The following is a 15,088-nucleotide window of genomic DNA, read 5'->3' as shown; positions in this document are numbered from 1 at the left end:
AAGTTGTTATTGACAACTTTGTGCTACAGCCATCTAAATTATATTCTTGACGGTGGCATGGAACTACTTTTGTCAAGAACTTAGGTTTATATGAAAGACACCAAAACATCAGGAGCCGCAGAAAAGACTCCGGCCGAAACCGGAGCCGGGACTGCCGCTCCCCAAACTCCGGCAAAACCGGCTGCTAAGACCGCAGACAAGGCAGCAGCTCCGAAGGCAACTGTGCCGGAGCTTTAGAAGGGAGACTATTTCAAATTCGGGAGCTATTACCAGGAGAACAGCAGCAAGAAAACTCCCATCGAGTGGCTGGTGCTGAAAAAGTCCGGCTCCAAGGCGTTTCTCATCTCCCGGTACGCTCTTGACTGCAAGCAGTACCACCATGAACTGGCGGACATGACCTGGGAAAACTGCGATCTCCGGAAATGGCTGAACGGGGAGTTTCTCAGGAATGCCTTTACCCCAGCGGAGCAGAATAAGATTGCCGTAACAAAGCTTGCGAATGACAGCAATGCCGAGTCCGGCACCTTCGGGGGAAACAGCACGGAGGATCGGGTGTTCTTATTAAGTCTTGCAGAAGCGGGGCGTCTTTTTAAGGACGATGCGGCCCGTAAATGCGCACCAACGCCGTATGCTGTCGGAAAAGGGGCCTGGCAATCCAATGAAATTTTCATTAATGGCCGGGCCTGCTGTTATTGGTGGCTGCGGTCGCCGGGCTATATTCAGCTCGATGCTGCGATCGTTCATGCGGACGGCGAGATCTACCAGATTGGTGACCTCGTTAACGGTGCTGACGACGCTGTGCGGCCCGCTTTATGGGTGAATCTGTAATCTGAAATCTGCTAATCTGGCATCCGCCCGCCGCGGCGGAGCCTCCAAGTCCCGCGGGGCATTGCAGTTCCGGTAACGTAAGCCAGGTTCCGGGCTCTCAGCCGGCAGCGTCATTTAAGAACCTGTTCTTATTTTTCAGGGGCGGGCTTTGACAGGGTTACGCGGATTTAGTTTACTGCAGGGAACTGATTTCCGGAGAGATCCTCATGACAGAAACAAAGGTTAATTCCTCATTACTGAGCAAGTTCAAAAAAACGCGGGTAAACTGCGTTCAGAAGCTCCCGGATCTTACCGGTCTTACTCTCGGGGAGTTCCATGCGGACGCCAGGCTGGACATCGTTTCCGGAGAAGCTGATATCTATCTTTGCTCGGGACTGGGGAGTCTCTCCGGACGGAAGCTTCTTCTCAAATACTACCGCCGGGAGAATGCCGTAAAGCCGGATGTGCTGGAAAAGCTTAAGACTGTAAAAAGCCCCTATGTGGCGCCGGTGGCAGGGTTTGGCGAATATGATGGGCATCAGTATGTGGCGCGGCCGTTCTACGAGATGTCGGCTCTTTCCGAACTTCTTTCCGAAGGCATCCGTTTTTCGGAAGAAGACCTCCGGAATCTCATTATTCCGTCGATTATCGCGGGCCTTAAAGCCGTGCACGATGCCGGCATCCTCCACAAGGATCTCAAGCCAGCCAATCTGATTCCTGATGACACCGGGGAGCATATTGTCCTTATCGACTTCGGCATCAGCTCCGATGCCGGAAAGAACACCTTTGTGGTAACAGAGACCGGGATGACTCCCTTCTACGCCGCTCCTGAAGCCATGCAGGGGATCTTCCACAAGGAAACCGACTACTACGCTCTCGGCATTACCGTCTTTGAGCTTTTCACCGGCTTTACCCCCTTTCAGAATCCCGGACTTTCTCCTGACGAGGCCGCAAAACTGGCAGCCATCAGCAAAATCGAGTTCCCGGAAAACTTCCCGGAAGACCTTAAAAAGCTGGTTTTAGGGCTTACCTATAAGGATATCTCCCACCGTAATGAAAAGGATAACCCCAACAGACGCTGGGGCTATGACGAGGTTTTGCGATGGCTTAAGGGAGAAGAGGCGCCGGTGCCGGGAGAAAGCGCGGAGCCTGCTCTTAAATTTCTCCCCTACAGCTTTGACGGGACCAGCTGCGCCGCTCCGGAGGATCTGGCCCGGGCTATGCTTAAGAATCCGGATCTCGGCATGCGGGATCTGGGCCGCGGGCTTCTTACCCACCATTTCGGGCTGTTTGATAACAAATTGGCCCGGCATTGTCTTGAGGCCGAGAAATCTCTGGGCTCGAATCGGGGGGTAAATCTCAGGATCCTGCATCAGCTTATTCATACGCTGGTTCCGGAAGTCCGGGAACTCTTTTTTGCGGGAAGAGAGTTTTCCGGAATTCCGGAACTCGCAGACTTCCTGTTTGACATCGGGGTCAGATTATCGGGCGGTTATGAGAAAGAATCAGACTGCGCCATAGCCAAAGACGCTTTTCTGTACCTCCGGGAGGGGATTTGGGAAAGCTATGCCAGGGAAGTTCTCGGATCCCCCGCATTGTCCCGGATTATGCTTTCCTTGAACGAGATGGCAAAAGCGAATGCCGATGACTTCGGGGGAGCGCTGCTGGCCATACGGTATGCCTTAGCGGAAAATTGCCGGGACATCGTTTGCCACGGGAGAAGGTTTTCAGATCTGAAGGCATTGGGCAAAGAGCTTGCGGCGCTGTCTTCCCAAAGCCCTGACGAAGATCCTTTTCTTAAGAAGGCTTTGGGCATTTTTAATACTCTGGGATTTCGGGCTTATCTGTCCTTTGCGCTCAATAATGACAGCGCCGGCAAGGCAAAGGCTTTGCTGTCAGATATAAAACATGCTCTTTCCCGGGAACCCCTTAACTCATGCTCTCTTTCCGAAAAGGCTCTCTATTTCGGTTACCGTCTTTCCGGCAGTTTTATCTTCCGTATGGGGGACAGAAGCTTTGAGAGCATTCAGGACTGGGATCAGTACTGGGAGAGTCTCTCAGGAGATGACCGCAGGGGGTATCTCCGGACGCTTCTTGAAAACCGGCATTCCTTGGATTTTTTAAAGGCCCTGTTCTCCGGCGCGGATCCGGAGGCGGAGAAAATAATTCAGAAAAGACTTGATGATACCTCCTGGGCTGTATTCGGGGACTATGAGTACCTGTTCCGGGACGGGCAGGAGTTTAACGAATTTCTGAACCGGCTGGTTCGCGAAGAAAGCTTCGGCGAGCTTCGCAAAATAAAGGAAAAATACGGCCGCGCTCTCACGGCGCTTGACAGAGATTACTGGAAAAACGATTCTCTGGCAAAGCTGGACAGCGCTTTGTCCCGGGCCTCCCTGTTTGATCGCCTGAAAGCTTCATTTGTTTCCGGCGCTCCGGAGAAGATAACAGTGAGGGGAGTTCCGCTGCTCCAAAAAGGAGACGTCATAAAGTTCGGCAGTAATCCTCTGAAAACCCCCCATGCCAAAGAACCCATTGAATGGCTGGTTTTGGAGGTAAACGGGAATGAGGCGCTTCTTATCAGCCGATACGGTCTGGCATATCGGCGGTATCATCCAAATAATACCGAAGTGACCTGGGAGAACTGCGAGCTCCGGAGCTGGCTTAACAATGAGTTTCTGAAGGCGGCGTTCTCAGAGGAAGAACAGCGGAGGATCAAGCTCTCAGAAGTAGTTCATGACGATAACCAGACGTATCATACCCGCGGCGGAAATAATACCAGTGACCGCATTTTCTGTCTCAGTGTTACGGAGGCAAAGCTTTATTTTATGAATGACAGCGAGAGAATGTGTCATCCCGCCGCGGCCCTGGCAAAAGCGCGGGGCGCCTCCGGAGATGACGGTTATTGCTGGTGGTGGCTGCGGACGCCGGGCATTAATCAGGGCCTCGTATCGTGCGTTAATGCGGGCGGCGCGCTGCACCCGTGCGGTTACCGTGTCTACTATCTTGACGGCGCTGTGCGGCCTGCTTTAAGACTAATCCTGAATAACTAATCACTAATCCGGGAATCAGCGCCCCGCAGCGGAGAACGAAATCTGCGGCGCGGCCCGCTGCGTTTCCTGAGCCTCCCCGCCTGTGGCGCTGGCTGATTTATACCTCCGGCGGATCAGCGGAGGCATCATTTCATTCCCATGTTCATCGGGTAAAACATATCCCCCCAAAAAAAGCGCCGGTCTCCCCTGGGATCCCGGCGCTCCTCTAAGTTCAGGCTAGCCTTCAGGCAGGCTGGGGAGCAGAGTTATCAGACTGATTATCTGCCTCTGCCTCCTGTGCCATCTTCTCAGCTTCCTGCTTCTTCAGGTCTTCTTCTTCCACGAATTCCGGCAGGGGCTTGTGATCCTGTCCCACGAAGGAATAGATCACCGGCAGCACGAAGAGGGTGAACATGGTGCCGATGGAAAGCCCGGCCACAATTACCAGGCCGATGGAGAAGCGGCTTTCCGCGCCGGCTCCGCTGGCGGTAAGCAGGGGCACCAGACCGGCCACCATGGCGGCGGTGGTCATCAGAATCGGACGCAGTCTCACTGAAGCTGCCTTTTTCACAGCCTCGATCTTGGAAAGTCCGTTTTTAAGCTGCTCCTCGCGGCTTACCTCGCAGATCAGGATGCCGTGCTTGGATATCAGACCCACCAAAGTAATAAGTCCCACCTCGGTGTAGATATTCAGGGTGGCCATGCCCACTGCCAGGAAGAGCAGGGCTCCGGAGATTGCCAGCGGTACGGCAATAAGGATCACGCAGGGATCCTTCCAGCTTTCAAACTGACAGGCCAGAACCAGGAAGATGATGAATATCGCCAGAAGGAAGGTGGAAGCCAGCGAACTGCCTTCAGTTGTGAACTGCCGGGATTCTCCCTTGTAGTCATGGGTATATCCGGCAGGCAGGGAAGGCACCACCACCGTCTCAAAGAAGCTGACGGCATCGCCCATGGTGACACCAGGATTCAGGGCAAAGCTCAGGGTGGCGGCATTCTGCTGGGACATCTTTGACAGGGTGGCCGGTTCTGTTTTGACCTTGACATTCAAAAGAGATCCTAAAGGGAGCATTTTCCCCTCAGGATTTTTGACGTAGTACTTGTTAAGAGAATCCGGATTCATGCGGTCAATACGCTCGGTCTGAGGAATAACCTCATAGGAACGGCCGTCAATGGACACGCGATTGACATAGCCGTCGGCGATCATGGTAGACAGGGTCTGTCCGATATCGCTCATGGTAATGCCGTAGGCGCCGGCCTTTTTGCGATCCACGTCGATATAGAGAGTAGGGGAATCATATTTCAGATCGCTGTCGGAGTAGATAAAAAGGCCGCTCTTTTTGGCTTTTTCCATGACATTTTCAGCTACATCAAAAAGCTCTTCAAAGGAATTCGGCGTCATGATCACGAACTGTACCGGAAGACCGCTGGAACTTCCCGGCAGCGGCGGCATCTGGAACACGGTGGCATCGATATTGGGGTTCTGGGAAAGATGCGGAGATACCCGTTCAACCACCTCGGCCTGCTTGTCGCGCTGGGAGATTTCCTTAAGCACCAAAATGGCCATGGTCTGGTTGGAAGCCGGAACGCCGATCATGCCCAAAGTACTGGAAACTGCGGGATCCTTGGCGGCCTCTGCAGTAAGCTTTTTAACGCCGTCCTCCAGATAGTCCAGGTTAGCGTTATTGGGGGCCGTGCCCATCATCATGAAGGCGCCGGTGTCTTCATACGGAGCCATTTCGGAGGCGGTATTCATGAACAGGTACGGCATGGAGGCCATAATTACCAGAGCGGTGATAACTATGGGAGTTCTGGTAGCCAGCACCGCGCTCAGCATTTTGGTGTAAATGCCGGTAAGACCGTCCAGAACCTTGTTTACGATGCTTTCGAATTTGCCGGGCTTTTCTTCGGCCTTCAGCATTTTGGAGCACATCATCGGGGACAGGGTCAGGGCGATAATGCCTGATATCAGCACGGAACCGGCCAGGGTCAGGGCGAATTCCGTGAACAGGGATCCGGTAATGCCGCCCATAAGAGCGATAGGAGAATAAACCGCGCCCAGGGTAATGGTCATGGAAATAACCGGAATGGCGATTTCCCGGGTTCCGATAATGGCGGCGCGGAACGGATTAAGTCCGTTCTTGATATGCCGGTCCACGTTTTCCACCACTACGATGGCGTCGTCCACCACCAGGCCGATAGCCAGCACCATGGCCAGCAGGGTCATGAGGTTGATGGAGAAGCCACAGACGCTCATCAGCATGATTACGCCGATCATGGAGAGCGGGATGGTGATGATCGGGATTACCACGGCCCGGAAGGAGCCCATAAACAGGGTAATAACCACCAGCACGATAACAGCTGCTTCGACAATGGTGTGGATTACTTCGTGTATTGATTCCTCAATGGAAATGGTACTGTCGTAGATGATGTCCATTTTCATGGAAGGAGGCAGGCCCTTTTCCAGAGTCGGCATCATTTTTTTCACATCCGCGGCAATGTCCAGCGGGTTGGCTGTAGGTGTGGCGTCAATGGCGGCAACCACGCCCTTCTGACCGTTGGCTATGGCTCTGAAGGTGTCATGGTTGGCGGCCATGGATACCTTGGCTACGTCCCGGAGTCTGACCACGGCGCCTTCCTTCGAGGAGATTATCAGTTCGGAAAGATCCTCGGCAGTGGATACCTGGGTGTTGGTATTGGTGTTCATCAGGGTGAAGAGGTTGTTAATCTGTCCCGATGAGGTCTGGAAATTGTTGGCCTGGAGAATCCCTACCACTTCGGAGGCTGTCATGCCGTGCGATGCCAGCTTCATGGGATCCAGCCAGATTCTCATAGCATAATCATTGCCGCCATAAAGGGTTACCTTGGCCACGCCGTTTACGGTGAACAGCTGCGGAATTACCACGCGGTTAAGATAGTCTGTGATCTGAGGTCCTTCCATTTCACTGCTGGAAAATGAGATATAGAGTACCGAAGTGGTAGACCCGGTGGACAGGCTAATGGAGGGATCCAGGGCATCAGCCGGCAGCAGTGATTTCACCGAGTTCACGCGGGACAGAATATCCGCCAGAGCGCCGTTGGGATCCGTGTTCAGCTTCATGTTGACGGTAATGGTCGAAGTACCCATCTTGGAGCTGGAGGTCATGTAGTCAATGTTATCGGCCTGGGCTACCGCCTGCTCGATGGGGGTGGTGATAAAGCCCTGAATCAGATCGGCTCCGGCGCCGTAATAGCTGGTGGTTACGGTAATAACGGTGTTGGTCATGTCAGGATACTGTCTGACCGCCATGTTTTTCAGGGCCTGGAGTCCTAGCAGGGTAATCAGGAGGCTGATGCAGATCGCCAGCACCGGCCGTTTTATAAAGATATCTGTAAACATGCTGTCAGAGCTCCGGAACCTTAGCCGGACGATCCAGTCCGTACTGGTTGGTGACCTTGATAAAGCTGCCGTTGGAGAGCCTTACCTGACCTTCAGTGACAATCTCGTCTCCGGGATTGAGTCCGGAGGCGATTACGATTTGTTCGCCGTTTTCATTGCCGGTGGTGACATTGACCAGTTCGGAAATCAGCTGGCCGTCCTGTCCGGTTTTAACCCGGTATACAGAGGTGCCGTACAGATTGAAGGCCACGGCATTTTTAGGGATGGCGATTTGTTCATATTCGGAGGGAAGCTGCACCATGACCTTGGCGTACATGCCGGTAACAAGCTTGGACTGCGGATTGGGAATGGTTCCCTGAACCTGAAGCACGCCGGCTTCGTAGTTCATGACCACTTCAATGGCGGAAATTTCGCCTTCAAAAACTTCTCCGGGGAAGGTGTCCACGGTAAGCACCACCTTTTCTCCCAGTTTGATTTTATTGACATCGTTCTGGGATACCGCAAAACGCACCTTGACCATGGAGTTGTCTTCCAGATGGGCGATCTTGGAGCCCGGCTGCACGTATTGTCCCATATAGATATTGCGGATACCGAGTTTTCCGGTAAACGGAGCCCGGATCTGCAGCTTGTCAATCATAGCTTTGATGGAATGGGCGTCAGCCACGGCGGCTTCATAATCAGCCTTGGCATTGTCCAGATCCTGCTGGGAGATGTTGCCCTTGTTGATCAGAGCGGAATAGCGGACGAATTTCTTCTGTGCCGCTTCAGCCTTTGCCCGGGCAGCCTCGTAGTTGGCGCGCTCCACGGAATCGTTAACCTGCACCAGAACCTGATCCTTTTGCACGGTATCGCCGGAATCAAAGTAAAGTCCGGTAATGCTGCCGGAAACCTCTGATGATACGTCAATGCCCTGATTCGGTTCGATAAAGCCGATGGCACTGATGGTTTCCTGCCAGGGGGCCTTGGCAACCTTCATGACGGAAACCGGATTTACCGGAGGCTTCATGTTGGCCAGATATTCCTGGGTCATTTTATTCCTAACCATAATGAAGCCGATTACCGCTCCAAAAGCCAGTATGGTTGCCAGCGGCACGGCGATTTTCCAGAGACGCATATATAAAAAACCTTTATTGCTGTTGAAATATCCGGCCTTGGCCGGACAAGATACAATCATTCAGGGTGTATTTTAAATTCAGTGGGCCTATTAGCACAAGATCTGACATATGGCGGATGTCAATTTTTTAAGACGGAGCCGCGGGCAAATGTTATATTCTGAGAAAAAATATCCTCTCCGGAAGCGGAAAACCGCGGTTTTATTCCGCAGTTCTGCCGCTGCTCCCGAAGAGTCTTCTGATAAACCCCTTGCCGGTTTTTCTTTTCTGGCGTTCGGAGAAGTAGCAGCGGATGTTGCAGAGCAGAACGGCTATCAGGGTGATCAGATACAGCAGCCAGGCCCAGAGAAACATCAGGGGAATGGAGGAATAGCTGGAAAGGTAATCGGAAAAGCCCTTGAAAAACGCCCGCGCATCACGGATCCGAAGATTCCAGCGATGCCGGAGCCAGGACTGGTGCCGCAAAAACCAAAACAAATGGTAGCCGGTCCGAAAAACTCCTCCGGGAGTGACGGTGTTTCCGGTGAGACAGATGGCCATTGGGTTGTAGAGGGTGCGGTACCCCTTGGAGGCCAGCCGGGCGGCGATGTAAATATCGGCAAAGGCGTAAACGCTGGATCCGGGCACCACTCCGGGAATGGCCAGATAGCGGGTGCGCCAGGCGACCATGGCAAAGCTGCTGAAGACCCGCTGGAGATGCCAGGCCGGAATGTCCTTTCTGGTGAAGGGGTACAGAAAATTATAGGTGTAGCGGGTAAGGTGGCGGGAGTTCGGTGCGGGAACCTGCCGTCCGGTGACCACCGCCAGATCCGGATATTTCAGAAAGTACCGGAAGAGCTCGCAGATGCCGGAGGGATCGATTTCCGCATCCGGAGCCAGGGAGATCAGGATGTCGGAATCCAGATTGTCATAGATAACATGACGCATGAGAGCCGTTTCGTTGACAAAGGCTCTCCGGGCCAGGGGGATCACCTTGCAGCCGTAGGTCTGGGCGGTCTGCTGCGAGCCGTCCTCGGATCCCAGATCGTAGACCCGGATCCGGTCGGCGCTGATCACCCTCTGGGAGGTCAGACAGTGCAGACAGTCGCTGAATTTCTGACCGCCGTTGCAGCAGACGATGGCAACGGTGATGATCATGGACATGGCTCAGCGTCCCAGCTTCATGAAGTTCAGGAAGGCCAGCCCGTCATGCTTGCCCACTCCCAGTCCCATGGTATACAGAGCCACGAGATGCTCGGCGGCCATGCTGTTGCCCCGATCCGCCATGTCGGTCAGGAAGGCGATGGATTTGCCGGGATCCCGGGGCCCGCCCTCGATGCCGTACATGCGGATGGCGGAGCTCAGCATGGAGGCCTTGACGTCTCCCTTGCTGGCCGCCTTCATCAGGGTGGTAAATGCCTGAGCGCCGTTCTTGCCGGTGCCGATGCCGAAGAGCTGGAATACCCCGAGATTGTTAAGAGCCCGGAGATGTCCCTGAGCGGCGGCCTTTTCCAAAAATGATAGCGCCTGGGCGTAGTTTTTGGCGCGGTAGTGCTTCATAGCGGTATTGAACTGGTCATCGGCCTTCTCGGAGTTTTCGGCCGGGGAGCCCTTGCCGGCGTAAAGGAGGGAATCTCCTTTGCAGGCCCGGGCGGCGTCAGCCTCCAGCTTTTCCAGATCCAGAGTGCCGCCGGCGTCCAGATAATATTTGAGGAACAGGGGATCCTTCATGCTGGCGGCGGCCAGCCAGCTTCTGTCCCAGCTCTTAATGCCGTAAACGCCGGCCTGCACCGGGGAACTGCAGTTTTTCAGGTTCCGGTCGCCGGAGACGAGATTGCTGAGGAACTGAGCGGGCTTGAGTCCGGAGTTTCTGAGAAGCCGGATGCCCTCGGCCTCGTCCTTGGGGGTGCCTTCGCCGTAAACCTTCATGGCGCCGAGATACTGAGCGGCCTTCTTGTCAGAACGATCCGAGTGCACCGCCTTGTCCAGCAGGGCATAGGCCTCATTGGCGTTGGTGTAGCGGGGCTCCGTAAGCTTGATATAGGCCAGCTGCTTCATGCAGGAGGGCTCGTTTTTCATGGAGCCCTGAGTGTACTGTCCCACGGCGGCTCTCATGTCCTTCTGCACGCCCCGGCCCTCCCGGAACATGTCCCCGAGATGGCAGAAGGCGGCGCTTTTGCCGTCCTTGATGGCCATGCGATAGTACTTTTCCGCCTGAGCATAGTCCTTTTTGACGTTGATGCCCTGATCGTACATGATGCCCATCTCCAGAGGATGCTGCTCCTGCACGTTTTTGGGCGCCTTGGCAATGTACTTGAGGAGCTCCCGGGTGTCATTGGTCTTGATATAGTAGTTCATCAGGAGCGCTTCGGCCTCCGGATCATTTTTGGTGAGAGAGCCGGAGAGATACTTGGCACCCTCGAAGCTGGAAGGATTCTGCTTCAGAAGAGCGATGCCGGCCGGCCGGAAAGCTTCCTTTACGTTCTTGCGGGCGGCATCAATGTAGTATTCCCGGGCCTTCTTTTCATCCTTTTTTCTGGGATCCAGATCCGAGGCGTAGATCTCCGCCAGGTCGTATGAGGCCTTCGGAATGCCGTAGCGTCCCTTGGCTGCCCGGGTAAGATAGGAGATTTCGCTCTCCAGATTCCGGGATACGCCGTGGCCGTCCCGGTACATCAGAGCCAGGAGATAGTCCGCATCCTTGTGTTCATGTTCGGAGGCCCGGAGGAGGTAATCAAGAGCCTTCTGATAGTCCTTGGGCACATGCTTCCCTTCGTAATAGAAATGACCGGCGTCGTTCAGAGCATCGGCATGTCCCTTATCGGCAGCGGCGATAATGAGCGCGATGCCCTTTTCAGTGTCCTGAGCGGTTTTCTTAGGCTTGTTAAGATAGATGGATCCCAGCATATAGGCGGCATCCCGGTTTCCGCTTGCGGCGGACTTTTCCAGAAGGGTCTCGCCTTCCTTGAGGTTCTTCTTAACTCCCTTGATGCCGTTGATATTGCGGATGGCGAGCTCATAGACGGCGTCCTGATTGTTGCGGGCGATTTCGCTTTTAAGAACTTCCGTTTTGGCGTCCCGGAGCTCCCTGGGGGTAAGGAGGGGCTTTTCCGGAGCCGCTTCCTGAGGTTTGTCCTCTTCCGTCATGACGGCCACGACCGGGGATTCCTGCACCGGAGACTCCGGCGCTGCCGGGGGCGATGCGGGCTTTTCAGGCTCGGGAACCGGCTCGGCAGTAACCGGGGTGTTTTCGGCGGTAACCGGTGCGCTCTCCGGATCTGTCGGAGCCGGCTTTTCCGGTTCCGGAGGAGATGAGGGTTTTTCCGGAGCCGGCTCCGGGATTTCCACCTCGCTGATAACCAAGGTATGAGAGGCGTCCGCATTAAGACCGTTATATTCCTGAGGGGCGCTTTCGTTTTCCGCAGCGGAAGCGGCCAGCACGGTGTCAGCCACGTTTACGGACGCGGCATTGAGATCCTTTTCCTGCTGCTCCATGCTGTCAGCATAGAACTCCCGGGAGCGCTCGTAGAGATAGTGGAAGGGATCCTGATTGAGTCTTTCGAAGTCCAGGCTGGACATGGAATCCTCGGTGCGCACAAACTCCTGCAGGAGGCGCAGCATCTGACGGGAGCGGCGGTAGGACTCGCCGGCCTGACCGCCCTGGCGGAACATCTGCGTGGATTCCGGGCTGATTTCCAGAGTTTCCAGGAGGTTCATGGAATTAAGGTTGACATTAAAAAGCGGGCCCGATTCCTGAGTGCCCACAAAGCGTCCCTGCCGCGGGTTCTGCTCCAGCGGGTTTTCCACGGCGGCTACCTCGGAGGCGTTAATTGAGAGGGGGATCTCCTTCTGTCCGGCGTAAATGCCGGCTAAGAGGGCCAGATCCGTTTTAAACATGGTTCGGTCGCTGTCCCCCATTTTGTTGATGCCCCGGTTCAGAAGCTCCTGATAATCGTTTATTTCCGGCACCAGCACGTAAATGGTGTCCATGTTTTCGCAGGAGGCCACCGGGGTGGCGATTTTCATTTCCACTGCATTAAGCTGCAGCTTTCCGGAGAGGGCCACGTCCTTGAAGATCTTACCGGTGCCCTTGGCGGTTACCGTAAAGGGGGCGGCGGTGTTAAGCCGGCATTCGTAGAACACCCGGGCCCGATCCAGGAAGCTCTGGCTCTGAGTCAGGGTTTTGCTGTAGTTTTCCCGGATGGAGTTATAGTTGCGGGTTCTCTGATCAGGCTTAATGCCGTCAATCAGGGAGATGTAGTTGATTACCGACGGCAGGGAGAGATTAAGCTTCTGCACCTCATGGAGCTTTTCCGGGGTCAGAATGGCAAAGTCTTCGGCATTGTATTCGCTGATGCTCCGCACCCGTTCCTCAGGATCCACCGGAAGCTTCTGGATCAGCTTGTTTACCTCGAGAGTGATAAAGTCTCTCATGTCAAAGGGGGAGAGCCGGCTGTAATTTCCTTCCCCGATAAGAAAGCGGCAGACCCGGAGGGCGTTTACCGCGCCGTAGAGCGAGCGGATGTCATTGATGGTATAGTCAATGTTCTTGTCGAAGGCCTGATAGGCGGCAATGGTGCGCTCCATATCCGAAATGTCCGGATCCAGAGAATGATAGAAGGTGAAGATGCTGGCTAGACTGTCCACATAGAATTTGTAGTTGGCTGTGGACTGGCGATTCACCAGATGCTCCTCGTAGCTGCGGATGCGCTTCTCCACCTCCTGCAGCGCCACCTCGGAAAGATACGGGGCGATGTTCACCGGACGGTTGCGGTCATCCTCGGTCATGGCCGAAGCCGGCAGCTCGTTCTGCTTTTCAAAATCTAGATTGCGCAGCTTGGCTACCAGTCTGACGTTATGGCTGTAGTCTTCGGAAAGAATGCTGGAATAAAGAGCGGCCGCAGCATCCTCGGGCGTGTTTACCTCATCCGCAATGGAACCGTTCTGATCCTTTCCGGATCCTCCGAACATGCTGTAGCCCCCGATTCCCAGGAGAGCGGCCAGTATGGCAGCTGCCAGCAGCTTCGGAGCGGCCTTGCCGTAATGATGGCCGATTTTGGGGAGGTTCTTGATTCGGGTCATGTTGTTTTATTACTCGTGTAAATTCAGTCAGTTAAAGCGGAACTCTCTAAGGCGCTCTTCCGGAGCTCAAAAGCGGTTTTTCATGTTTTTGCTGCCGGGAAACCGAAACCGGCTGAGAGCATTCCGCATCCCGCGGGAGTCATTCCTGCTGGCGCGGCGTTATTGTACCTTAAATTTGCCGGATCCGGTATTATCCGGGCATTGCTGAAGGATCATGCCGGCGCCCGCATCAGATGGAATCGAGCTTTTCGTAGCCGATTTTGGTGATCTTGTCCTCCTGGGTTTCCTGCACGTACAGCCGGATGTCGATCAGGGTGAACCGGTCTCCCGCCATCGGGAAGCCCCCCAGCTGGTAGGACAGAAACTCGTTGAGGGTCAGGGGCTTTTCCAGACTGGTGATGACCAGGTTGTAGTCCCGGGCCACCTCGGTCATTTTCAGCTTGCCGTCCAGGATGATATCGCCCCGGTAGAAATGCGGGGTCTTGCGGACATTGGCATTGCCGTTAAAAATGAAGTTCAGGAATTCCTCGTCCTCGTTGTGCCCGATAACGGACACCACGTCTCCCTTTTTGAGGGTGGTGCTGCCGCTGGGCTTCACCATCTGTCCCTTCTTGAAAACCGCCGCCACCTGCGTTTTGCTGGGGAACTTGATCTCCCGGAGGGGGATGTCCTGGAATTTGCTGTGCTGAATCTCATAGGTGAAGATCTGATAGTCGTCATCGATGGAAATGCCGATATCCCCCTTGCTGATGGGAGCGGCCAGGCTGGGAGCGTGCACCCGGAAGATTTTGGCCATGGGGAGAATGGACGCCCCCTGCACCAGCAGAGAGAAGATCACAATCACAAAGGCCACGTTGAAGTACATCTCGCCGTACGGCACCTCAAACATAATCGGGTAGATGGCCAGCACGATGGGCACGGATCCCCGGAGTCCCACCCAGGAAATAAAGGTCAGATCCGCGGTGCTGTAGGTGAAGAAGGGCTTCAGACAGAGGAAGACCGCCACCGGCCGGGCGATGAAGGTCAGTACCAGAGCGATAATGATGCCGGTGCCCAGATACGGCAGGAGACTGCTGGGGGTGACCAGAAGTCCCAAGATAAGGAAGAGGGCGATCTGGGAAAGCCAGGTGAGGCCGTCCAGCACCGGAAGAATGAAATTCACCAGCCGGTTTTTGCGGTTGCCCAGGCACATGCCGATGATGAAGATGGCCAGGAAGCCGGATCCGTCCAGGCTGGCGGTGATGGCAAAGCCGGTGAAGGCAATGCCGATTACCAGCAGGGTGTAAAGCCCGGAGGGAATGTTGATGATGCTGATAAGGTAGCGCGCCAGAAGTCCGAAGATAATGCCGAAGCCGGTGCCGAAGGCAAACTGCTTCACGAAGAGCATGGAGGCATCGGCAATGGAGACGGCGGAACCGGCGTTTTCCGCCTGAATGAGGTTGATCAGGGTCATGGTCAGAAAGATGGCCATGGGGTCATTGGTGGCGGATTCGATTTGCAGCGGGGATTCGACCTTGGTTTTCAGGGTAACGCCGTTGCCGCCCAGCAGGCTGAATACGGCGCCGGCGTCGGTGGAACCCACAATGGCCCCCACCAGCATGCACTGATAGAAGGGGAGTTTGAAGAGATAATATGCCGCACCGCCCACAATGGCGGAGGTGATGAGCACGCCTACGGTGGAAAGAATAATTGACTGG

The 15,088-nt window shown here is 54.8% G+C and carries 8 protein-coding genes; 3 read left to right on the top strand and 5 right to left on the bottom strand.

All coding sequences use genetic code 11. The features are described from left to right. Positions 1 to 90 precede the first annotated feature (90 nt). From ACJROR_RS07135 to ACJROR_RS07125, 3 genes are all read left to right on the top strand, one after another. Positions 91 to 237, top strand: a complete 147-nt coding sequence (locus ACJROR_RS07135; RefSeq protein ID WP_406546517.1) for a hypothetical protein — start codon at positions 91 to 93, stop codon at positions 235 to 237. A gap of 72 nt (positions 238 to 309) precedes the next feature. Continuing rightward, the gene (locus tag ACJROR_RS07130) at positions 310 to 828 is read left to right on the top strand and encodes a DUF6273 domain-containing protein (protein WP_406546516.1); all 519 of its coding nucleotides are present in this window, start codon (positions 310 to 312) and stop codon (positions 826 to 828) included. Positions 829 to 1,034: 206 nt separating this feature from the next. Beyond that, positions 1,035 to 3,860: a protein kinase domain-containing protein gene (locus tag ACJROR_RS07125; RefSeq protein WP_406546515.1), complete on the top strand. Its 2,826-nt coding sequence runs from the start codon at positions 1,035 to 1,037 to the stop codon at positions 3,858 to 3,860. A gap of 223 nt (positions 3,861 to 4,083) precedes the next feature. On the opposite strand, the gene ACJROR_RS07120 is transcribed toward ACJROR_RS07125, so the two are convergent. The 5 genes from ACJROR_RS07120 to ACJROR_RS07100 all read right to left on the bottom strand — a co-directional run. Next, a complete protein-coding gene (locus tag ACJROR_RS07120) occupies positions 4,084 to 7,218 on the bottom strand; it encodes a multidrug efflux RND transporter permease subunit (RefSeq protein WP_406546514.1) in 3,135 nt (1,044 codons plus the stop codon). Positions 7,219 to 7,222: 4 nt separating this feature from the next. Further along, a complete protein-coding gene (locus ACJROR_RS07115; protein ID WP_406546513.1) occupies positions 7,223 to 8,332 on the bottom strand; it encodes an efflux RND transporter periplasmic adaptor subunit in 1,110 nt (369 codons plus the stop codon). Positions 8,333 to 8,531: 199 nt separating this feature from the next. Beyond that, positions 8,532 to 9,473, bottom strand: coding sequence for a glycosyltransferase (locus ACJROR_RS07110; protein WP_406546512.1), 942 nt, complete (start codon positions 9,471 to 9,473; stop codon positions 8,532 to 8,534). Positions 9,474 to 9,476: 3 nt separating this feature from the next. Beyond that, positions 9,477 to 13,391, bottom strand: a complete 3,915-nt coding sequence (locus ACJROR_RS07105; protein WP_406546511.1) for a hypothetical protein — start codon at positions 13,389 to 13,391, stop codon at positions 9,477 to 9,479. 229 nt (positions 13,392 to 13,620) lie between these two features. Then, a partial coding sequence (locus tag ACJROR_RS07100) for a potassium/proton antiporter (RefSeq protein WP_406546510.1) occupies positions 13,621 to 15,088 on the bottom strand: 1,468 nt, incomplete at its 5' end.

It is taken from the genome of Succinimonas sp., assembly GCF_045225735.1.
Classification (GTDB): Bacteria; Pseudomonadota; Gammaproteobacteria; order Enterobacterales; family Succinivibrionaceae; genus Succinimonas.
This window is presented reverse-complemented; position numbering and strand designations above follow the sequence as displayed.

Coding starts and splice junctions, on each gene's coding strand:
- ACJROR_RS07135 (WP_406546517.1), top strand. CDS start 91: ATGAAAGACACCAAAACATCAGGAGCCGCAGAAAAGACTCCGGCCGAA.
- ACJROR_RS07125 (WP_406546515.1), top strand. CDS start 1,035: ATGACAGAAACAAAGGTTAATTCCTCATTACTGAGCAAGTTCAAAAAA.
- ACJROR_RS07120 (WP_406546514.1), bottom strand. CDS start 7,218: ATGTTTACAGATATCTTTATAAAACGGCCGGTGCTGGCGATCTGCATC.
- ACJROR_RS07115 (WP_406546513.1), bottom strand. CDS start 8,332: ATGCGTCTCTGGAAAATCGCCGTGCCGCTGGCAACCATACTGGCTTTT.
- ACJROR_RS07110 (WP_406546512.1), bottom strand. CDS start 9,473: ATGTCCATGATCATCACCGTTGCCATCGTCTGCTGCAACGGCGGTCAG.
- ACJROR_RS07105 (WP_406546511.1), bottom strand. CDS start 13,391: ATGACCCGAATCAAGAACCTCCCCAAAATCGGCCATCATTACGGCAAG.